The organism is Anoxybacillus tengchongensis (genome assembly GCF_014201585.1).
Taxonomy (GTDB): Bacteria; Bacillota; Bacilli; order Bacillales; family Anoxybacillaceae; genus Anoxybacillus; species Anoxybacillus tengchongensis.
In genome coordinates, this window is the sequence record NZ_JACHES010000006.1 from 112,098 (window position 1) to 133,199 (window position 21,102).

At 40.0% G+C, this 21,102-nt stretch carries 20 protein-coding genes; 1 reads left to right on the top strand and 19 read right to left on the bottom strand.

Annotated elements, in window-relative coordinates; all coding sequences use genetic code 11:
* Positions 1–9: 9 nt before the first annotated feature.
* The 18 genes from HNQ82_RS08375 to cysK form a co-directional block, all read right to left on the bottom strand.
* Positions 10–441, bottom strand: a complete 432-nt coding sequence (locus HNQ82_RS08375; protein ID WP_183248790.1) for a YlbF family regulator — start codon at positions 439–441, stop codon at positions 10–12.
* A gap of 1 nt (position 442) precedes the next feature.
* Positions 443–2,023, bottom strand: a complete 1,581-nt coding sequence (gene miaB, locus HNQ82_RS08380) for a tRNA (N6-isopentenyl adenosine(37)-C2)-methylthiotransferase MiaB (RefSeq protein WP_183248792.1) — start codon at positions 2,021–2,023, stop codon at positions 443–445.
* A 119-nt stretch (positions 2,024–2,142) separates the two neighbouring features.
* Positions 2,143–3,009 (bottom strand): 2-oxoacid:ferredoxin oxidoreductase subunit beta, encoded by an 867-nt coding sequence (locus HNQ82_RS08385; protein ID WP_183248794.1) that lies wholly within the window; start codon positions 3,007–3,009, stop codon positions 2,143–2,145.
* 2 nt (positions 3,010–3,011) lie between these two features.
* Positions 3,012–4,748 carry a 2-oxoacid:acceptor oxidoreductase subunit alpha gene (locus HNQ82_RS08390; protein ID WP_183248796.1) on the bottom strand — a complete coding sequence of 579 codons (1,737 nt, stop codon included), beginning with the start codon at positions 4,746–4,748 and terminating at the stop codon, positions 3,012–3,014.
* Between the two features lie 201 nt (positions 4,749–4,949).
* Complete coding sequence (locus HNQ82_RS08395) at positions 4,950–5,879, bottom strand: dipeptidase (RefSeq protein ID WP_183248798.1); 930 nt, start codon at positions 5,877–5,879, stop codon at positions 4,950–4,952.
* Between the two features lie 51 nt (positions 5,880–5,930).
* Positions 5,931–6,191 (bottom strand): stage V sporulation protein SpoVS, encoded by a 261-nt coding sequence (gene spoVS, locus HNQ82_RS08400; RefSeq protein WP_032099561.1) that lies wholly within the window; start codon positions 6,189–6,191, stop codon positions 5,931–5,933.
* A 127-nt stretch (positions 6,192–6,318) separates the two neighbouring features.
* Positions 6,319–7,113, bottom strand: a complete 795-nt coding sequence (locus tag HNQ82_RS08405) for a TIGR00282 family metallophosphoesterase (RefSeq protein WP_032099562.1) — start codon at positions 7,111–7,113, stop codon at positions 6,319–6,321.
* Between the two features lie 99 nt (positions 7,114–7,212).
* Entirely contained in the window at positions 7,213–8,769 is a 1,557-nt protein-coding gene (gene rny / locus HNQ82_RS08410) for a ribonuclease Y (RefSeq protein WP_055441357.1), read from the bottom strand.
* Positions 8,770–8,977: 208 nt separating this feature from the next.
* Positions 8,978–10,015, bottom strand: coding sequence for a recombinase RecA (recA, locus tag HNQ82_RS08415; protein WP_183243615.1), 1,038 nt, complete (start codon positions 10,013–10,015; stop codon positions 8,978–8,980).
* A 106-nt stretch (positions 10,016–10,121) separates the two neighbouring features.
* Positions 10,122–11,354 (bottom strand): competence/damage-inducible protein A, encoded by a 1,233-nt coding sequence (locus HNQ82_RS08420; protein ID WP_183248800.1) that lies wholly within the window; start codon positions 11,352–11,354, stop codon positions 10,122–10,124.
* 43 nt (positions 11,355–11,397) lie between these two features.
* Positions 11,398–11,976 carry a CDP-diacylglycerol--glycerol-3-phosphate 3-phosphatidyltransferase gene (gene pgsA / locus HNQ82_RS08425; protein ID WP_183248802.1) on the bottom strand — a complete coding sequence of 193 codons (579 nt, stop codon included), beginning with the start codon at positions 11,974–11,976 and terminating at the stop codon, positions 11,398–11,400.
* Positions 11,977–12,005: 29 nt separating this feature from the next.
* Positions 12,006–12,866: a RodZ domain-containing protein gene (locus HNQ82_RS08430; protein ID WP_183248804.1), complete on the bottom strand. Its 861-nt coding sequence runs from the start codon at positions 12,864–12,866 to the stop codon at positions 12,006–12,008.
* A gap of 9 nt (positions 12,867–12,875) precedes the next feature.
* Positions 12,876–13,667 carry a DUF3388 domain-containing protein gene (locus tag HNQ82_RS08435; protein WP_032099568.1) on the bottom strand — a complete coding sequence of 264 codons (792 nt, stop codon included), beginning with the start codon at positions 13,665–13,667 and terminating at the stop codon, positions 12,876–12,878.
* Positions 13,668–13,847: 180 nt separating this feature from the next.
* Positions 13,848–14,096: a DUF3243 domain-containing protein gene (locus HNQ82_RS08440; RefSeq protein ID WP_032099569.1), complete on the bottom strand. Its 249-nt coding sequence runs from the start codon at positions 14,094–14,096 to the stop codon at positions 13,848–13,850.
* 65 nt (positions 14,097–14,161) lie between these two features.
* A complete protein-coding gene (ymfI, locus tag HNQ82_RS08445) occupies positions 14,162–14,875 on the bottom strand; it encodes an elongation factor P 5-aminopentanone reductase (RefSeq protein ID WP_183248806.1) in 714 nt (237 codons plus the stop codon).
* Between the two features lie 6 nt (positions 14,876–14,881).
* Positions 14,882–16,162, bottom strand: a complete 1,281-nt coding sequence (yfmH, locus tag HNQ82_RS08450; RefSeq protein ID WP_183248808.1) for an EF-P 5-aminopentanol modification-associated protein YfmH — start codon at positions 16,160–16,162, stop codon at positions 14,882–14,884.
* Entirely contained in the window at positions 16,159–17,436 is a 1,278-nt protein-coding gene (gene yfmF / locus HNQ82_RS08455; RefSeq protein WP_183248809.1) for an EF-P 5-aminopentanol modification-associated protein YfmF, read from the bottom strand. Before yfmF ends, yfmH begins: the two co-directional genes overlap by 4 nt.
* Positions 17,437–17,483: 47 nt before the next feature.
* Complete coding sequence (gene cysK / locus HNQ82_RS08460) at positions 17,484–18,401, bottom strand: cysteine synthase A (RefSeq protein ID WP_183248811.1); 918 nt, start codon at positions 18,399–18,401, stop codon at positions 17,484–17,486.
* Between the two features lie 144 nt (positions 18,402–18,545).
* Here cysK and HNQ82_RS08465 point away from each other — a divergent pair, with 144 nt between their 5' ends.
* A complete protein-coding gene (locus HNQ82_RS08465; RefSeq protein ID WP_183248897.1) occupies positions 18,546–18,911 on the top strand; it encodes a rhodanese-like domain-containing protein in 366 nt (121 codons plus the stop codon).
* A gap of 11 nt (positions 18,912–18,922) precedes the next feature.
* On the opposite strand, the gene HNQ82_RS08470 is transcribed toward HNQ82_RS08465, so the two are convergent.
* On the bottom strand, positions 18,923–21,067 hold the full coding sequence (locus HNQ82_RS08470; protein WP_183248813.1) for a DNA topoisomerase III: 2,145 nt from the start codon (positions 21,065–21,067) through the stop codon (positions 18,923–18,925).
* Positions 21,068–21,102 lie beyond the last annotated feature (35 nt).

Below are 21,102 nucleotides of genomic sequence, written 5' to 3' on the forward strand. Positions count from 1 at the left end.
ATGGACTCTTTAATGACAATGTCCGCAATGGCTATGTTTCACTTGAGCGCCTGTTTCTCCTCGCAACACATCTCCGCCCGTTGATGTAATAATTTCATCTGTTACTGTCTTTGAAATAGTGGAAGCAACAAGTTGCAATAAATCGTTAATTTCTACTTGCGATTGTTTAAATTGTTCCACAATTGGAATTTCTGAGAGCTGTTCGTAAATGTCATCAATTTCTGCTTCTACTTTTTTTAATGCTTCAACTTTGCCGTAATGTTGCAAATTTACAGCTTGTTTTTGTAATGATTTCATTTTAGAAATCATCGTGCGCACTTTTTCATTTTCATGAATTTTCGCTTCTGCTTGTTTAAAAATCTCTACTTCTTCTGTTTCAGCAATCATTTTAGCCAATTCTTTTGCTTTTTGTACGATGTCATCTTTCGTATATTTCGCCACGTTATTTCACCTCAATCGTTTCTTCTACCATTTCTCCGTTTAACGTCCATGTTTTCGCCTCTGTAATTCGTACTTTTACAAGTTGACCAATTGCTGACTTAGGACCAACGAAGTTAACAAGCTTGTTTTTACGTGTATATCCAGCGAGAACATTCGGGTTGTTTTTACTTTCCCCTTCTACTAATACTTCGACAACTTGCCCCTCGTACTCCTTCATTTTTCTCGCAGAAATTTCGTTCACTAATGCATTTAATCGTTGTAAACGTTCTTTTTTCACTTCCATCGGTACGTTGTCGACCATTTTTGCTGCTGGCGTCCCTTCACGTGGCGAGTAAATGAACGTAAATGCAGAATCAAATTCTACCTCACGATATAGCGACAACGTTTCTTCAAACTGCTCGTCTGTTTCATTCGGAAAACCGACAATGATGTCTGTTGTGAGCGCTACACCAGGAATTGCTTCTTTAATTTTGCGAACAAGCTCTAAATATTGTTCACGTGTATATTTACGTGCCATCATTTTTAACACTTCACTACTTCCCGATTGAACCGGTAAGTGAATGTGCTCCACTAAATTTCCGCCTTTCGCTAACACTTCGATTAAACGGTCATCAAAATCACGTGGATGACTTGTTGTGAAACGAATACGTGGAATATCAATTTTACGTAATTCATCCATTAAATCACCAAGACCATATTTCATATCAGTAAAATCTTTTCCATACGCATTCACGTTTTGACCTAAAAGCGTAATTTCCTTATATCCTTGTGCTGCTAAATGCCGCACTTCTTGAATAATATCTTCTGGACGACGGCTCCGTTCTTTTCCGCGCGTATACGGAACGATGCAGTACGTACAAAACTTATCGCAACCGTACATAATATTAACCCATGCTTTAATATTTCCTTTGCGCACTTTTGGTAAGTTTTCGATAACGTCGCCTTCTTTTGACCATACTTCAACAACCATTTCTTTTGACATGTACGCCTCTTTCAAAATATACGGAAGACGATGAATATTATGCGTACCGAAAATCATATCAACGTATTGGAATTGTTTTAAAATTTTATTGACGACCGATTCTTCTTGCGACATACAGCCACATACACCGAGCAATAAATCAGGATTGTTTTGCTTCAACGGCTTTAAGTGACCAATTTCTCCGAATACTTTATTCTCCGCATTTTCACGAATCGCACACGTATTTAATAAAATGACGTTGGCATCTTCTGGACGATCCGTCGGCTCATAACCGAGCGCCATAAAAATTCCAGCCATCACTTCTGTGTCGTGCTCATTCATTTGACAGCCGTACGTACGAATGTAAAATTTACGGCCGTTCCCCATACCGCGAAACTCTTCTGGAATCGAAAAATCTTTATGATATTTCACTTCCTCTTTCCCGCGTTTTTTCGCCTCTTTTAAAGATGGTGGCACAAATACAGTTGAAAAATATTTTTCATAGTCTTGACTCGTTTTTTGCTTTAAACGTTGCAAATTTTCATCCAAAGCGGATTTTTTGTCCGTTGGATGATCAGTTTCAATTTGTGCTGTGTACTGTAAACGTTGTTTTTCGTTCATCGTTATTTCTCCTTTCTTTTATTCGCACGTGCACACTAACATAGTATATTATTTTCCGGACTTTTAAACAATGTTTTTCCATAAAAAAGAGGATGGCTTTCACCACCCTCTTTTCTTTCTTACATAAATTCTCCCACAAGTTGATCGAATTTTTCTTTACTAATTGTTAAATCCGCTTCTGTCAGCGGTTTTTCGCTGTAACCTGGCACAAGGTCTTGATATGATTTACGCTCTTTATTTTGATAAATAAGCCCTGTAACGAGTCCTTTATGTTTCATTAACGTTTGCATCGCCATTTCGCGATTAGATGGATCATACCCTTCAATAGAACTCAAACTCGTTAAATTGTCTTTAAACCAATCGTATGTGTTCACTTTATTGTACGTGACGCAAGGGCTAAATACGTTAATGAGCGAGAACCCTTTATGCTTCATTCCTTCTTCAATTAATTGCGTCAATTCTTTTAAGTCGCTAGAAAAGCTTTGAGCGACAAACGTTGCTCCTGCAGTTAACGCCATTTCCATAATCGACAATGCTGGTTCAACTGAACCTTGTGGCGTACTTTTCGTTTTAAAGCCCACTTCACTACGCGGTGATGTTTGACCTTTTGTTAAACCATAAATTTGGTTGTCCATGACGATGTACGTAATGTCGATATTACGACGAATCGCATGAATCGTATGTCCCATTCCGATCGCAAATCCATCACCGTCACCACCAGCAGCAATGACAGTCAAGTCGCGATTGGCCATTTTCACCCCTTGAGCAATTGGGAGTGCCCGACCGTGAACACCGTGAAAACCGTATGAATTAATGTAACCAGAAATACGCCCGGAACAACCAATTCCAGATACAACAACAAGCTCATGTGGTTCAAGTCCAACGTTGGCAGCTGCGCGTTGAATGGCTGCTTGCACGGAAAAGTCACCACAACCTGGACACCAGTTCGGTTTAATGTTATTTCGGAAATCTTTAAATGTCGCCATGTTTAAAACAACTCCTTGCATTTTGTATAAACTTCGTGCGGTAAGAACGGGTTGCCATCATATTTCAACACGTTAAATACTTTCTCAGCATGTCCAACGTTCATTTTTAAAATGTTGGCAAGTTGTCCTGTTGCATTATTTTCAACAACAACAACTTTTTTCGCTGATTGCACGAGCGGCAACATGTCTTCAGTTGGGAACGGATGAATGAGACGAACGTGTGCATGGTTTACTTTGATACCATCTCGCTCTAAACGTTCCATCGCTTCTTCAATCGCTCCACGCGTGGAGTTAAACCCAACGATTAATAAATCCGCTTCTTCATGCTTCACATGTTTATGAACTGGTGTCGGGAATTGAATATGTTTTAGTTTGCGTAAACGCTTATCCATTTGCGAAATACGATTCGCTGCTACTTCAGAAGGACGACCCGTTTCATCGTGCTCCACGCCTGTGACGTGATGAATGCCATTTTTCATTCCAGGCAATACACGCGGTGACACGCCGTCTTCTGTCACTTCATATCGTTTAAAACAACCTTTGTCTGGAATTTCAGGAAGCTCCCCTGTTACGAGCTTGCCACGACGAATTTCAATTTTGTCGTATTCTAGCGGTTCAACAGTTTGCTTACCTAGCGAAAGTTGCAAGTCTGTTAAAACGATGACTGGACATTGATACTCTTCTGCAATATTAAACGCTTCAACCATATCGTAAAACGCTTCTTGCACAGTACTCGGCGCCATGACAACTTTCGGAATTTCCCCGTGCGTACCGTAAATCATTGCCATTAAATCTGACTGTTCTTGTTTTGTCGGAAGACCTGTGCTTGGACCACCGCGCTGCGTATCAACAATGACAATTGGTGTTTCTGTAATTCCAGCTAATCCGATCGCTTCCATCATAAGCGAAAGACCAGGTCCAGCGGAAGCTGTCAACGTGCGTACACCCGCATAGTTTGCGCCAATAGCCATTGTACAAGCTGCGATTTCATCTTCTGTTTGAATGACTGTGCCACCGAACTGTGGAAGCTTTTTAATTAAGTATTCCATAATTTCAGATGCTGGCGTAATTGGGTAAGCCGCCATAAAACGAGCGCCACCAGCAAGTGCGCCAAGCGCAATTGCATCGTTTCCAATCATAAACATTCTCTTTTTTCCATCTGCCTTATCAAGTTGCATTAATTGAATGTTGTCACCAAGTTGTTCACGCATAAACTGAGCGCCCGCTCTGATCGCTTCCATGTTTTTAGCAACGACTTGTTCACCTTTGCGACCGAAAATCTCCTGAACGACCCCTTCATATACGCTAATATCGAGACCGAGTACTGCGCTAGAAGCTCCGACTGCAACCATGTTTTTCATTAACGCTGTTCCTAATTCTGTTGCGATATCTGTAAATGGAACCGCATACAACGTAGCTTTTGACTCATCGGGAATTGTAGGATTAAACTTCGCGTCTGCAATGACGATCCCACCTTGACGCAACTCGTGAAAGTTAAAATCAATTGTCTCTTGGTCAAAAGCTACTAATATATCAAGATCATCGGCAATCGAACGAACTTGTGTTGTGCTAACACGAATTTTATTGTTCGTGTGACCACCTTTAATTCGAGATGAAAAGTGGCGATAACCGTATAAATAGTAGCCTAGTCGGTTGAGCGCAATGGAGAATATCTCTCCCGTACTTTCAATACCTTCCCCTTGTTGTCCTCCAACTTTCCATGAAAGTTGACTAATCATGTCTTACACCCCTTTAAAGTTCCATCAATTGTGACGTAACATTGTACGATTATAAGTGTAGCACTTTTCCAAAAAAAGCTCTACCATTTCGCTTAATAAATTTTTTGAAAAATTTCATATACTAAACGCTTTCATTCTAGCCCTATTGCAAAAAAATTGCAACATATTTGTTACAAAAATGTGAATTTTTCTTCCGATTTTTTATTGAGGAATTCGCTCATAAAAATTGCAAAACAAAAATTTTTTCACTTGTTCTTCTTTAAAATGTTTTAGCAACTCATTAATGAAATGGGTGTAATGGGAAACATTTGCTAATTGATCAACTGTGTCAAAAATGCCATCAAAATCAGACCCAAAACCAATATGATTTTCCCCACCTAATGAACAAATATGGTCGATATGGCGCAATACATCTGTTACGGTCGTTGTTTGCGTGTCATGACGTAAAAATTGTGGAACAAACGTCACACCGATGACTCCGTTTTTCTTAATGAGAGCTTGAATTTGATCATCGCGCAAATTGCGAGGATGCGGGCAAAGCGTATACGCATTTGAATGCGAAGCAATCGGATAATGGGCTAATTCAATGACATCCCAAAATGCTCGTTCACTTAAATGTGACACATCTGTCCAGCATTGTTGTTCGTTCAATAAATGAACAACTTCTTTACCAAATTGTGTTAAACCTCCCCCTCGTTGCTCGAGCGCCCCATCCGCTACCATATTCGCATCATTCCACGTTAAACCAACAGAACGAACACCTAGTCGAAGAAGTGTACGCAGTTGCGTTAAACTTTCACCAATGGCTTCACATCCTTCTAATGTGAGCATAGCTCCAATTTCATTCGGCTGTAATTGATCAATTTCTTTTTTTGAGCGAACAACTTTCATATGTGGCTGTGACACAATCTTCTCATAAAAATAATCAATCATCTCTAACGCTACAAAAAAACGTGACTCAGGTCTTACATGTTTTGGGATATAAATCGCAAATCCTTGTACAGTTACACCAGCCTGCTTTAGTCCATCATATGTTACATGCAATGATGAGCTACTTTCAAATGATAAATCTTGATCACAAAATATTTGATATAACACATCACAATGGGCATCAAATATACGCACAATCATCCCTCCACAAAAATAACCTGTTTGCTTGTGTAGCAAACAGGTTTATTTGTATTAACGCGGCTCCACAATAAGCTTGATTGCTGTCCGCTCTTCCCCATCAATTTCAATGTCCGTAAATGCAGGAATACAAATAAGATCAACTCCGCTCGGTGCTACAAATCCTCGCGCGATCGCTACTGCCTTAACGGCTTGATTTAATGCACCTGCGCCAATTGCTTGAATTTCAGCTGCACCGCGTTCTCTCAACACGCCTGCAAGTGCACCAGCTACGGAATTAGGATTAGACTTTGCTGAAACTTTTAATATTTCCATTTCTAGCTCCTCCTCATTTCTAACAATTGCTTGTAAAAAAAGTTGTACTGTTCATTATATATTCGACCCTGTTTGCTTGTATTCCTGCTACTATATGTATTTTTTCTGAAAAATCTTAAAAGAGGAACTAGTCAAAATACGGATGGTCGTCATTGATCATAATCCGTTGAATCGATTTCGTTTTTCCGCTTTTTTCATCTACCTCAATGAGCACAGCATTCAACTGCGCGCGACCTGTTGTGACTTCAAACCGAACCGGTAAACCCGTTAAAAATTTGCGTAATACCGCCTCACGATCTACTCCTAAAACCCCATCATAAGGACCCGTCATACCGACATCGGTAATATAACCTGTTCCGTTTGGCAAAATGCGTGAGTCAGCCGTTTGAACGTGTGTATGCGTGCCAACAACAGCGCTTACTCGCCCATCTAAATACCATCCCATTGCTTGTTTCTCACTCGTTGCTTCCGCATGAAAATCAACAAGAATGAAAGGAGTTCGCGCGAGCGCCATTTCTACCAATTCGTCCGCTTTTTTAAATGGGCAATCAATCGCTGGCAAAAATGTTCTTCCTTGCAAATTGATTACTGCGACTTCATATCCCTCTACTTGAATAAACACGATCCCTTTTCCAGGTGTACCTGCTGGAAAATTTGCCGGACGGACAAGTACTTTCGCTTGATCAATAAATTCGAAAATTTCACGATTATCCCACGAATGATTTCCAAGCGTCACCACATGTACTCCCATCTCTAAAAAACGGCGATATATTTTTTCGGTCATCCCTTTCCCACCAGCAGCATTTTCGCCGTTAACAACAATCACATGTGGCTTATATTTTGCCTTTAGTTTCGGGACGTATTCATCAACCATTTTTCTCCCCGGCTGTCCAACAACATCACCGATAAATAATATTTTCATCGTATTACCCTTTCTATACTCATGATTTCTATTTTTCAGTTTCGCACAAAATAAAGCGTTTATCAATACGAAAAAGCTACCCCATATGAGGAGTAGCTTTTATTTTGCATATTCCACAGCCCGCGTTTCACGAATGACAGTAACTTTAATATGACCTGGGTAATCAAGCTCTTCTTCAATACGCTTGCGAATATCACGTGCTAAACGATGCGCTTCCAAGTCATCAATTAGGTCTGGCTTGACCATAATACGAATTTCGCGCCCTGCTTGAATAGCATATGATTTTTCAACCCCTTCATATGACTCAGCAATCTCTTCAAGCTTTTCAAGGCGACGAATATAGTTTTCTAATGTTTCGCTACGAGCACCTGGTCGAGCGGCTGATAACGCGTCTGCAGCAGCGACAAGAACAGCAATAATAGACGTTGGCTCCGTATCACCATGATGGGAAGCGATACTGTTAATGACAACCGGATGCTCTTTATATTTAGTTGCTAACTCTACACCAATTTCAACATGGCTTCCTTCTACTTCGTGGTCAACAGCTTTTCCGATGTCATGAAGAAGACCTGCTCGTCTTGCAAGCATCTCATCTTCTCCTAACTCAGCTGCCATTAAGCCAGCTAAGTATGCGACTTCCATCGAATGTTTAAGGACATTTTGTCCATAGCTTGTACGGAACTTCAATCGCCCTAAAATTTTAATTAAATCTGGGTGCAATCCGTGAACACCAACTTCGAACGTTGTTTGCTCTCCAACTTCACGAATATGCTCATCCACTTCTCTTCTCGCTTTTTCGACCATTTCTTCAATTCGCGCCGGATGAATACGCCCGTCTTGAACAAGCTTATCTAAAGCAAGTCTAGCCGTTTCGCGACGAATTGGGTCAAATCCGGATAAAATTACCGCTTCTGGTGTATCATCGATAATTAAATCGATTCCCGTTAGCGTTTCTAGCGTCCGAATGTTACGCCCTTCGCGACCAATGATACGACCTTTCATTTCGTCATTTGGCAAGTTCACAACAGATACAGTCGTTTCTGCTACATGATCAGCAGCACAGCGTTGAATAGCAAGCGATAAAATTTCTTTTGCTTTTTTATCAGCTTCTTCTTTCACTTTCGTCTCTGCTTCTTTGACCATGAGCGCGATTTCATGAGAAAGTTCTTTCTCTACACGCTCTAAAATGATTTGCCGTGCTTCCTCACGCGTCAAGTTAGAAATGCGCTCAAGTTCTGCTTGTTCTTTTCGAACGAGTTCTTCCACTTTGCTTTCCATCTCTTCAATATGCTGTTGTCTTTCATTGAGAGAATTCTCTTTTTTCTCAAGCAACGCCTCTCGTTTGTTTAAAGATTCGTCCTTTCGATCGAGATTCTCTTCCTTTTGTAACAAACGATTTTCCTGTTTTTGTAATTCACTTCTTCGTTCGCGAATTTCTCGTTCTGCTTCCACGCGAAGTTTGTGAATTTCATCCTTTGCTTCAAGGAGAGCCTCTTTTTTCAATGCGTCTGCTTCTCGTTTCGCTTCTTCGATCATTTGCTTGGCAGCTGCTTGTGCACCACCAATTTTTGCCTCGGCAATGGATTTACGAACAAAAAAGCCAACAACTGCACCGACGACTAGGGCAAGCAAAGCGGAGATGATCGTTTCACCCATTGTCCTCACCTCCTCTTGCTATAAATTCGTTACTTCATCAATGTCGGCATGTACATTGCAATCATTCAACATACACTTCAAAATTGTCAAATATACATGTACATTTTAAAGGTGACCTTTCATATTGTCAAGGCTTGTCATTGTGGGAAAGCGTTTCATATGGTTCAAATTACAAAATAAAACAAAAAGAGACACAACGTGCCTCTTTTTACTCTAAAAAGTCCAAGTCATCTTCACGCACAGGTGTTGTTGATACACCTGTTGTAATGCCATAATGTTGACGAATCTCACGCGCAATTTCTTCCATGATGTGTGGGTTTTCTTTTAAAAATTGTTTGGCATTTTCGCGCCCTTGTCCTAATCGTTCATCTTTGTATGAATACCAAGCACCGCTTTTTTGAATAATGTCGAGCTCAGCACCCATATCAATGATTTCGCCTTCCTTTGAAATTCCTTCCCCATACATAATATCTACGTCTGCTGTTTTAAATGGTGGCGCTACTTTGTTTTTCACGACTTTAATTTTCGTTTTATTTCCAACCATGTCGTTACCTTGCTTGATTTGTTCAGCACGACGCACTTCTAAACGAACAGACGCATAAAACTTCAATGCACGACCGCCAGGAGTTGTCTCTGGGTTTCCAAACATAACCCCTACTTTCTCCCTTATTTGGTTAATAAAAATAGCAATTGTTTTAGATTTGTTAATCGCACCAGATAGTTTTCGTAACGCTTGAGACATGAGTCGTGCCTGTAATCCAACGTGAGCATCGCCCATTTCTCCTTCAATTTCCGCTTTTGGAACAAGGGCAGCAACGGAGTCAATAACAATAATGTCAACTGCTCCACTGCGTACAAGCGCTTCCGCAATTTCTAATGCTTGCTCTCCTGTATCCGGTTGTGAAAGCAACAATTCATCAATATTCACACCTAACTTCTCAGCATAAACAGGATCTAGGGCATGTTCTGCGTCAATAAACGCTGCTTGACCACCTTGCTTTTGTACTTCAGCAATGGCGTGAAGAGCAACTGTTGTTTTCCCTGAGGATTCCGGACCATAAATTTCAATAATACGTCCACGCGGATATCCTCCTACCCCGAGCGCAATATCAAGTGCAAGAGAGCCACTCGATACAGTCGAAATTTGTCGATCTGTTTGCTCCCCTAGCTTCATAATGGAACCTTTTCCAAACTGTTTCTCAATTTGCTTTAACGCTTGTTCTAAAGCTGCTTGACGATCGTTCAAAGAAACTCCTCCTTTTGCTTGTGAGAAATAAAGCAGTCACTGCTACTTATTACTATACATGTTTTATGTTTATTTGCCAAGAAAAAAACGAATAAATGTTCGTAAATCAATGTAGCAGTTGTAGTAAATAATAACAACCGTATTTCGCTGCACGCATCCGAATGGCTTGACGATCACCAGATAATGTCAGTGGAAATGTTTTCGTTCCTTGCTCAGTCGATATTCCAATCCAAACCGTCCCTACTCGTTTTCCTTCCAATTCACTTGGTCCTGCGACACCTGTGAAGCTAATTCCAATATCGCTTCGGCAAAGCTTTCGAACGTTTTCTGCCAACAATTGGGCGCACCGTTCGCTTACTGCTCCCTCTGTTTGTAATATTTCTTTCGGCACATGAAGTACATTTTCCTTTATTTCATTTGTATAACATACAACTCCTCCCGCTATAACTGAAGAAGCTGTCGGAAGTGCAGTCATTGCCTCTAAAAACAATCCTCCCGTTAAACTCTCAGCAACAGCAAGCGTCTTATTCTTTGTTTTTAATGTGGCTAACAGTTTACTAAACAACGTTTCATCGTTGTAACCGTAAAAATAAGGACGCACGCGTGCTAAAATTTTTTGCTCTACCTCGTTAATCATTCGCTTCGCTTCTTCTTCGCGTTCATGCTTCGCTGTTAAGCGGAGAGTCACTTCACCATCAGACGCAAGTGGAGCGATCGTTGGATTTGTTTGCGCATCAATCAAATCTTCTATTTCTGCTTCTAGTTGTGATTCACCGATATGAAAAAAGCGCAAAACGAGCGATACGATTTTTTCGCGAACATGAAGTTTTTGCAATAAAAAAGGACGTCCATATTTTATGAACATCGGTTTCATTTCTTTCGGCGGCCCTGGGAGAAGCATGTATGTGATATGGTCAACAGTAAGCGCCATGCCAGGAGCCATCCCATGTTCATTTTTTAGCACACAACTTCCTTCCAACACAAGCGCCTGTTTTCGGTTGTTAGGAGACATCGGGCGATTTGTTTTCGAAAAATAATCACAAATGGAACGCCATGCTTCTTCATCTAAGACAAGTGATTTATTCAACATCTTCGCAATCGTTTCTTTTGTTAAATCGTCCTTTGTTGGTCCAAGTCCTCCTGTAAAAATAATCAAATTCGAGCGTTGCTTAGCTATTTCAATCGCATGTGTAAGTCTTTGAGGATTATCCCCAACAACCGTATGGTAATATACATCTATCCCTATTTCAGCTAATTGTTGCGATAAAAATTGGGCGTTTGTATTTGTAATTTGACCAAGTAAAAGCTCCGAGCCGACCGCAATGATTTCTGCCTTCATCTTTCTCCCATCCCCTTTTTATTTACTTTGAATGACGAATTATTTACTTTGAATGACGAAATGCATGTTTATTTTTTGCGAAATAGTCCCATCCTGACCAAATCGTGAAAATGAGTGCAATCCATAAGGAAATATTCGCAAACGGAAACGACAACAAGGAGAAAGGAATATTATGCAAAAGAAGGGCAGCAATTGCTATAATTTGCGTCCATGTTTTAATTTTTCCAAGCATATTGGCTGCTACAACTTCACCTTCTCCTGCTAACACGAGTCGCAATCCCGTTACTGCAAATTCACGACTAATGATAACAATGACCATCCACGCTGGCGCCAAATTCAATTGAACGAGCGCAATGAGCGCAGCAGACACAAGTAATTTATCTGCAAGCGGATCAAGGAATTTCCCTAAATTTGTTACTAACCCATATTTTCGTGCGTAATATCCGTCCACCCAGTCAGTTGTCGATGCAATAATGAAAATAAGCGCAGCAATCGCATGTGTCATAGGCAATTGTTCTCGCCCAATTTGAATCATCCCTAAATCAATTGGTGCCAACAAAAAAATAAGGAAAAAAGGAATGAGTAGCATTCGTGCAATCGTAATTTGATTCGGTATATTCACAGTACTAACCTCCAACACGTCATACAACATTACTGTTTTTTATAAATAATTGTAATATCTTGGCGTACGTGATCGCTTGGATTCACAGGGTATTGAAGTGCTTGTCCATTTATTTTCACTTCTGTATTTAATGTTTGTCCGATAACTAACAACACCTCTGTTTCGTTCGTCAAATCGAACGTTTCAGCTTGATTTGCGTACATCATTTTGCGTGCAAATGCTTTTCCCTTCCCGTTTTTTACTTCAATCCAAGCATCGCCCTTTGTTACAATGTCAATGATCAACTGTTCCCCTATCACTTCAAGCGTCGATTTTCGACCATTCGTTTCCACTACTTCGACCATTGCTTTCGATGATTGTTCTTGTTGTTCTTTTTCCTTTTCTAGTTTTTGTTCATTTTGCTTTTCAGGTTGTTGCTCGGTTGCTTGCTCAGACTGCTCGAATTCTGTCTTTTCATCAATCACTTGTTCTTGAGGCTGTTCGTTCACCGTTCTGTTTTGAAAGAAAAACCAAAGAACAACTGCTACGCCGACAGCTAGCATACCGATTAAAATTTTCGGAAGGACATCAAGTACTTTTTCACCTTGTTCTGATAGTTGTCGCGATTTAACACGAGACAACTCGCCTGGAAGTTCTTCTTGTTGAGCATTCGGAATTTCATTTGCATATTGTTCAAACAGCTCATCCGGATTAAGACCGACCGCCTCCGCATATTGACGAATAAATGCTCGAACATAGAACCTCCCTGGCATAATTACATAATTTCCTTGTTCAATTGCAATTAAATATCGCTTTTGAATTTTAGTGATTTCTTGTAAATCATCTAAACTCATATTGCGCTGTTCTCTCGCTTCTTTTAACAGCTTCCCTAACTCTGTCAACGGAAACACCTTCCATCTTTAAAAATCGATATTTGAAAAACCGTCGTTACCAAAGAAAGAGGATTGGTCAACGAGATCATACGTAATTTCCTCATCTGCATCATGACGCAATTCGATAATATAATCAAAATCATCCAATTTATATTCCGTATGCCTTACAAAAATATCAGGATGTTCAATTACTTTTGTTGCTGGTAATCGCATCAACTCACGAATAAGCTGCCAATGCCGCTCGTTTGAACGACGTGTTGATACAATTCCATCAATAATAAAGACATTATTTTCGCTATACTCATCTTCAATAAGCTGACTGCGAATCGTTTGCTTAATTAACGTAGAAGAAACAAATAACCAACGTTTATTCGCGCATACGCTCGCAGCTACAATGGATTCCGTTTTTCCAACACGCGGCATACCGCGAATGCCAATTAACTTGTGGCCTTCTTGTTTAAATAACTCCGCCATAAAATCGACGAGCAAACCTAATTCATCTCGAACAAAACGGAACGTTTTTTTATCATCAGCATCGCGCTGAATGTAGCGCCCATGCCGAACAGCAAGACGGTCTCGGAGCTTTGGTTCACGCAACTTTGTTACCGTGATATCTTCCATCGTTGCTAAAATCGATTGTAGTCGTTCAATTTGTTCATGACTTTTACATAGCAAAAGCATGCCTCTACGTGAATGATCCACTCCGTTAATCGTGACGATGTTAATGGACAACATGCCAAGAAGCGATGCAATATCCCCTAACAATCCCGGACGATTCATATGTATTTCATATTCTAAATACCATTCTTTTTTCTCCATATACCCCTTCTCCCCTTTACGTTACACGATACGATCATTGAAGCAACACTTTGTCGAAACACGCATGTATGTTTATTTTACCATCTGAATGCGAGAATGAAAAGGACAGACAACTGTTTTTTGTGAACAGATAAACATAGTAAAACAAGCTGGCGAATATCACCAGCTTGTTTATATCGCTTATTTATTTTGCACAAGCTTGATCATCATGTTCGCAATCGCATGTTGCTCTTGCTCATTCGCCACATGCCATAAATCAGCAAGTACACGCTCTTCCGGATTTTTCGGGTCGACTTGTTTCGCTAAATAATCTCCAATCTGATAAGCGATATCTGAAATAACTTGTTGGCTCATTCCTTGAGCTTCTGCTTGATGAAGACGATCAGCTAAAAAGCTTTTCCATTGCTCAAAATTATCAAGAACAGACATATGCAAACCTCCTTGAAATTCGTTTCAAGAACAGTTTGCCTCATGAAATAAAAAATTATGCTTGCTTAACAATACCAACCACCATTGACGGATAAAATTTGACCCGTAATATACGATGCATAGTCAGAGATTAAAAATGACACCGCTTTTGCTACATCTTCTGGTTTTCCGATTCTCCCAATTGGAATTTCATTCGTTAACGCTTCTAACTCTTCTTCAGTAAACTCATGAAGCATCGGTGTATCAATGGCTCCTGGAGCAATAGCGTTTACTCGTATACCACTCGGCGCAACTTCTTTCGCTAACGCCTTAACAAACGTATTTTGTGCCCCCTTCACCATCGAATACAATACTTCGCATGACGCCCCTGTGAGTCCCCAGATCGATGAAATAACAACAATTTGCCCGTGACGTTGTTGAATCATAGAAGGCAACAATCGTTTTGTCAGTAAAAATGGACTTGTTACATGCAATTGCACCATTCGCTCTACTTGTTCGTCATCCATATCCGTCACCAAGCCATAAGCACTCATCCCACTGTTATGGACGATGACGTCAAGCGGATGGAAGACGGAAGATACTAACACATCTACCCCTGAAGGATGGGATAAATCTGATTGGATGGCATATGTTTTTGTTGATAGTTCTTTCATTAAAGATTGGATGGATTGCTCATTTTTATAGTAATGCAAATACAAGCCATATCCATCTTTCGCAAGTTGTCGGGCAATGGCTTGCCCAATCCCTCCGCTTGCTCCTGTAATTAACGCATATTTCATCTTCCTTCACCTTTTCGGGACAACTTGACATACTGCGAACTGTTCATGCATAAAACATTCGCGGGCAACTGCTTTTATATCATCCGATGTCAATGATTGTAACGTCCTTACGACATCGAATAAACTCATTTCATCGAATGCGTAACGAGTGAACTGATTCGCAATATACTCAAGTGAGTTCAACGATCGTAGAAATGATCCGATTTTTTTTCTTTTCATCCGCTCTACTTGTTCATCGTCAATATCGGAAAACTGTACGAGAATACGCTGAATTTCTTCCGCTAATTGATCCGGTTGCGATGTGTCGCCACCAATTAAACCAAATCCAAAATCACTTTCTTCTGTATAATCGACCATAAATGTTTCATCAATTAATCCTTGTTGATATAACCACTCATAGTGTGGTGAACTTTTTCCAAATAAATAATCAAGCAATAGTCCCATCGCACATTCATGTTTTAATTTTTCTTTCCCCTTTGCATATACATGTTTTGCTTTTATGCCAACAAGACATTTTGGTGTCTGTACGTTCATTTCAATGACATGTTTCTTGCGTGCGACATGTGGTGGCTCTTCATACCGAAAGCGCTCAATCTCTTTCGGTGAACGGAATGTTTTTTTTGTTTGATTATTCCGTATTTGTTCGAGTGTAGTCAATGGATCAACCGGACCGGTGATAAACAATAACATATTACTCGGGTGATAAAACGTCTCATAACATTCATACAATAAATCTTTTGTAATATGTGAAATGGACTCCACCGTTCCTGCAATATCAATTTTTACAGGATGATTGTGATACATACTTTCAATTGTTCCAAAATACAAACGCCAATCTGGATGATCGTCATACATACGAATTTCTTGGGCGATAATCCCTTTTTCTTTTTCAACTGTTTGCTCTGTAAAATATGGTTCTTGGACAAAATCGAGTAAAGTTTCTAAATTTTCCTCTACATTTGCCGTGCTAGAAAATAAATAGGCTGTGCGTGTAAAAGACGTAAAAGCATTTGCTGATGCTCCTTGTTTGCTAAATGTTTGAAATACATCACCGTCTTCTTTTTCAAACAATTTATGCTCTAAAAAATGAGCGATACCATCCGGCACTTTTTTCATACTCGTTTTTCCATACGGAGTAAAACAGTTATCTACTGAACCATATTTCGTTGTAAACGTTGCATATGTTTTATTAAATTCCTTTTTTGGTAAAATATAAACACCTAATCCGTTGTTTAGTCTCTCATAAAACAATTGTTCTTGCAACTGATCGTAGCGAATAACCTTCATTGTTTCTCACCGTCCTTTTCTGTTAAAAAATAAATGGTATCTAATTCAATCTTTTCTCCGATGCGAACAATATCTTCACGCGTCACTTTTTCAATCCCTTCTAACCACTCATCTAATGGGCGTTGCCGTGTTGCAATGACGTTATGATAAGAGATCTCAATCATTCCCCGCGCTGTATCAACCGTTTCTAACAGTTGATTACGAATGACTGCTTTTGTTTGAATGATTTCTTCATCGCTAAATTGTCCGTTGCGCATCGCCTCCGCCTGAGCATGAATAATTTCAAGTGAACGCCCATAATTGCTCGGTTCAATGCCGGCCATCACCATCATCATTCCTTGATGACTTTCGATACGCGAAGCTGCATAATAAGCTAAACTCGCCTTTTCTCGCACATTCATAAACAATTTTGAATGTGCAAACCCGCCAAAGATCCCATTCCATACTTGTAACGCATTGTAATCCGCATCGTTATATGTCGTATTTGTTCGATAGCCCAGATGTAGCTTTCCTTGCTTCACATCTTGTTTTTCTATAACTTCTTGCACATTCGTTCGTTTCGTTAACGTTGTTGTTTCAATTGAACGCAAAGGACGAGCTTCTAATGAAAAGCGCTCGGCAACATCATGTTCTACATCCGTTAACGTCACATCTCCGACAATGTATAAGTCCATTTCATCGTGTTTCAACATGTGCTCGTAATGTTTATATAAACGTTTAGCATCAATTGTATCAACATCATTCAGTTTACCGTGAACATCGAGCGCATAAGGCGAACCTTTATACATCTCTTCAATGAGTCGATGTTGAGCATATCGCATTTTATCATCAAACAACGATTGTATTTTTTGTTTTAATGCTCGTTTTTCTTGCTCAACGATGGCAACAGAAAATCCACCTTGCTCAGTAAGCGGACGAAACAGCATATCGCTAAAGAGAGTCAACGCTTCGCGTAGTAGTGCAGATGTATCGCCTAAAAATTTTTCGTTTGCTACATCCATTCGGATCGTAATTACATGATGCTCTCCTTTTTTCGTCAAATCTACTTGTAACGTCGCACCGTATAATTCATCTAAATATGTACGAAACGCCTTCATGGAAGGATGTCGCTCTGTAGCATTTTGTAGCACATACGGAACAAGCGCACGCATCGTTATATCTTGTTCGCATAATGGAGCTTTCATCTTTAACACGAGCGTATTCGTTTTATATTTTTTTGTTGGAATGACATGAAGGCGAAGGCCGCCTATTGTTTTTACTTCTTCTTGAAACATACAATCACTTCCTTTTTATTTTATAGCCTCGACATTTTTTCTCCCTCTTATCCGCTAAATAAATCGGATGACAAGTATCGCTCTCCTGTATCTGGTGCCATACAAAGCACACGTGCATCTTTCGGAAGAGTTCGCGCTACTTGAACCGCACAAAAAGCAGCTGCCCCAGCTGAAGCCCCTACTAAAATTCCTTCTTCTGCCGCTAATCGCCTCGCCATCGTTTGTGCTTCTTCATCTTTGACAAGGAAAATGTCATCATATACGTTCTGATTTAAAATACGAGGGATAAATCCTGGTCCAGTGCCTGGAATTTTATGAGGCCCCGGCTGTCCACCCGATAGTACAGGAGATCCATATGGTTCAATAACATAAATACGCAAGTTAGGAAATCGTTTCTTCAACTCCTCCCCTGTTCCCGTCACAGTTCCTCCTGTTCCCGCAGTCAGTACAAACGCATCAATTCCGTCTGGAAACGCCTCGATAATTTCAAGTGCCGTGCTTACGCGATGGGCATCTGGATTAGCTACATTTTCAAATTGCATAGGAATGAAACTATGTGGAATGCTCTCAGCAAGTCGATATGCTTCATCAATAGCTCCTTGCATACGCAAAGATGCAGGAGTTAAGTGCACTTCCGCTCCATATGCTTTTAATAAATTAACACGTTCCTTTGTCGCATTATCTGGCATCGTAATGATGCAACGATAACCTTTTGCTGCGCATACCATCGCTAACCCAATTCCTGTATTTCCTGATGTTGGCTCAATGATCGTGCTTTGAAAAGGGGCAATTTTCCCTTCTTGTTCTGCTCGCTCAATCATTCGTCTAGCCGCACGATCTTTTACACTTCCACCTGGATTAAACGATTCAAGTTTCATATATACACTTGCACCATTTGGAAAAACGACACGATTGAGCTTCACAATTGGCGTATTTCCAATCAAGTCAATGATAGATCCGCACATTTTCTCTCCTTCTTTCTATGTAAACCTTTTTCCCTATTGTACTACATACAAACATGACAATGGTGTCGAAACGTTTGAAGAAACCGAAAAAATAAGCTAAAATACACATGCGGGTATTTCAATATACATGGAGGCGATGATGTGATGCGAAAATGGTTTTCTTTTTTACTTACATTTCTTTTCATCGTAAGTGGATGTGCACAAGATCGTTATACAAATATTTCTGTCGATGAAGCTGCACAAATGATGCAAAAAGAAGACGTTGTTGTGCTCGATGTCCGTACAGAAGAGGAATATGCTTCTGGTCATATTCCTGGAGCTATTTTATTACCTTTACAACAACTCCCTGATCGTATGAATGAGCTTAACAAAAACAAGACGTATATTATCGTTTGTCGTTCAGGTAATCGCTCAGCCCAAGCAAGCGAACTGCTAGTAAAAGAAGGGTTCACAAATATATATAATATGACTGGCGGTATGAACGAATGGAAAGGTGAAGTTGAAAAATAGGAGGGGCCCTCCTATTTTTCAATTAAAAACGATATACGCCTCTCTTTTTCATTCCATATGAGCGCAGCGTTGAATGTGCTTTCTCCCTTTTTAAATCCTTTGATAACGTTCGTTTTTCCTTCTGCTAATAATTTTTTGACGTTTGTTTGTGAAATAGATTTCCCTAAAATCTTTTTTGAAATGGTGAATAGACACTTTGTTTTCGCATAGTTGATACATCCGTAAAACGAGCCTTTATCCACAACGGAGCCCCCACAAAGCTTACACGTCCCAACAATTATTCCTCTTGTCGCTTTTTTCTTTTGCTGAATCGAAGCGGTATCTAGCCCTTCAAATGACCAATGATTTGCCATTTGTACCGCATCGGTCACAATTTTCGCCGCCAATTTTTTCACTTGTTCCATAAATGCTGTGGACGATGCTTTTTCTTCGCCAATTTCACTTAACCGTTGCTCCCACTTTGCGGTCATTTCCGGTGACGCCAAAATGTGCGGGCCGATTGCATGAATTAATACTTTTCCTTTATCGGTTACATATACTTGATTATTTTTTATCTCAATATAATTTCTCTGTTTTAACGTTGTAATGATGGAGGCGCGAGTAGCTTCTGTCCCAAGTCCTTCTGTTTTTGCTAATACTTTCTCTAATTGCTCGTCATCTAAAAATTTTCCTGCTGTTTTCATTAACGTAATGAGCTCTCCTTCTGTATACCGCTTTGGAGGTTGCGTTTTTCCTTCTTTCACATACACATCATATACCATTCCTTTTTCTCCACTTTGTACATCCGGTAAAAGTTGTCCATCATCATCTTGCATAATGAAGACAGTCCGCCATCCTGTTTGTATTTGCTTTTTTCCTTTTGAAATAAAACGTGCACGCCCATCGACAACAGTTACAATTGTCGTATAGTCAAATATCGCCTCTTCACAATGCGCAGCAATTAATCTCCGAACGATGAGGTCATAAATATTTCGCTCATCATGACTTAGTTTTGTTAAATCCGGGACTTGTTCGGTCGGAATGATGGCGTAGTGATCCGTTACCTTCTTTTCGTTTACATAACGATTATTATGTAAAATTGACTTATGGGCAAGTGGAAAATAAGAAGCATACTCCTCCTTTTGCGAAATCTGCTTTAAAATATGAGGAAATGTTTCTGCTTCTCCTTTTGTCACATATTGTGAATCAGAACGTGGATACGATACATATCCTTTTTGATATAGTTTTTGTAATATATCTAACGTTTTTTGTGGTGAATATTTAAAACGCTTGTTTGCCGTTGCCTGCAATGTTGATAAATTAAATAAAAGCGGTGGTAAAAATGTTTTTCGTTCACACGTGACTTCTGCTACTTTTACTTGTTTTTGTCTGCAAAATGCGCTCACTTTCTCTGCAAGCTCTCTATCATATGTGCGCGTCTCGTTTTCATGCCACCATTTTCCTTCATATCGTTTTCCATTCACATGAAACGTCGCAACAACCTCCCAAAACGGTTCCGAACGAAATTGCTCAATTTCTTTTTCCCTTTTCACAATAAGAGCAAGCGTTGGCGTTTGTACACGTCCGACAGAAAAGACGTCGTTCATCCCTTTTTGTTTCAATAAAATCGTATACACTCTCGATGCGTTTATACCAACAAGCCAATCGGCACATGTTCGCGCATACGCCTCCTCGTATAAAGGACGGGTTTGTTTTTCATCCAATAACTGTCGAAATCCTTGTTCGATCGCTTTCGGTGTGAGCGACGAAATCCAAAGCCGTTTGATCGGTTTTTTTACACCGCTCATGTAGATGATGTTTCGAATGATTAATTCCCCTTCTCTCCCTGCATCACCTGCATGAATAATCTCCGTTACTTCCGGCTTACGAAGTAATTGTTTAATGATCGAGAACTGTTTCGCTTTTTTTCGATCAATCTCATACTGAAAGCGGTCTGGAATGATTGGTAACGTATCAAGTGTCCAACTCTTCCAACTTGCTTCATACACTTCGGGAGAAGCCAATTCAAATAAATGTCCAACGGCCCACGTCATATAAGCCCCCTTTGGAAACAATTCATTCGGTAAAATTTCAATATACCCCTCCCTTTTTTTCACTTGAAAAATAGATGCAAGCGTCATTCCTTGATCTGGTTTTTCAGCAATAATCACTTTCATTTTTTCACCCCTTGACGAAAAGAAACCTGCTCATC

What these genes read in the sequence shown, in the direction of transcription:
- spoVS (WP_032099561.1), bottom strand. Translation starts at nt 6,191, where the DNA reads ATGGAAATATTAAAAGTTTCAGCAAAGTCTAATCCTAATTCCGTAGCT.
- yfmH (WP_183248808.1), bottom strand. Translation starts at nt 16,162, where the DNA reads ATGAAGGTTATTCGCTACGATCAGTTGCAAGAACAATTGTTTTATGAG.
- cysK (WP_183248811.1), bottom strand. Translation starts at nt 18,401, where the DNA reads ATGTGCGGATCTATCATTGACTTGATTGGAAATACGCCAATTGTGAAG.
- HNQ82_RS08405 (WP_032099562.1), bottom strand. Translation starts at nt 7,113, where the DNA reads ATGAAAATATTATTTATCGGTGATGTTGTTGGACAGCCGGGGAGAAAA.
- HNQ82_RS08465 (WP_183248897.1), top strand. Translation starts at nt 18,546, where the DNA reads ATGCGAAAATGGTTTTCTTTTTTACTTACATTTCTTTTCATCGTAAGT.
- HNQ82_RS08385 (WP_183248794.1), bottom strand. Translation starts at nt 3,009, where the DNA reads ATGGCGACATTTAAAGATTTCCGAAATAACATTAAACCGAACTGGTGT.
- rny (WP_055441357.1), bottom strand. Translation starts at nt 8,769, where the DNA reads ATGGGTGAAACGATCATCTCCGCTTTGCTTGCCCTAGTCGTCGGTGCA.
- HNQ82_RS08440 (WP_032099569.1), bottom strand. Translation starts at nt 14,096, where the DNA reads ATGTCTGTTCTTGATAATTTTGAGCAATGGAAAAGCTTTTTAGCTGAT.
- HNQ82_RS08395 (WP_183248798.1), bottom strand. Translation starts at nt 5,879, where the DNA reads ATGATTGTGCGTATATTTGATGCCCATTGTGATGTGTTATATCAAATA.
- HNQ82_RS08470 (WP_183248813.1), bottom strand. Translation starts at nt 21,067, where the DNA reads ATGAAAGTGATTATTGCTGAAAAACCAGATCAAGGAATGACGCTTGCA.
- miaB (WP_183248792.1), bottom strand. Translation starts at nt 2,023, where the DNA reads ATGAACGAAAAACAACGTTTACAGTACACAGCACAAATTGAAACTGAT.
- HNQ82_RS08435 (WP_032099568.1), bottom strand. Translation starts at nt 13,667, where the DNA reads ATGGAGAAAAAAGAATGGTATTTAGAATATGAAATACATATGAATCGT.
- HNQ82_RS08420 (WP_183248800.1), bottom strand. Translation starts at nt 11,354, where the DNA reads ATGAAGGCAGAAATCATTGCGGTCGGCTCGGAGCTTTTACTTGGTCAA.
- HNQ82_RS08390 (WP_183248796.1), bottom strand. Translation starts at nt 4,748, where the DNA reads ATGATTAGTCAACTTTCATGGAAAGTTGGAGGACAACAAGGGGAAGGT.
- yfmF (WP_183248809.1), bottom strand. Translation starts at nt 17,436, where the DNA reads ATGTTTCAAGAAGAAGTAAAAACAATAGGCGGCCTTCGCCTTCATGTC.
- ymfI (WP_183248806.1), bottom strand. Translation starts at nt 14,875, where the DNA reads ATGAAATATGCGTTAATTACAGGAGCAAGCGGAGGGATTGGGCAAGCC.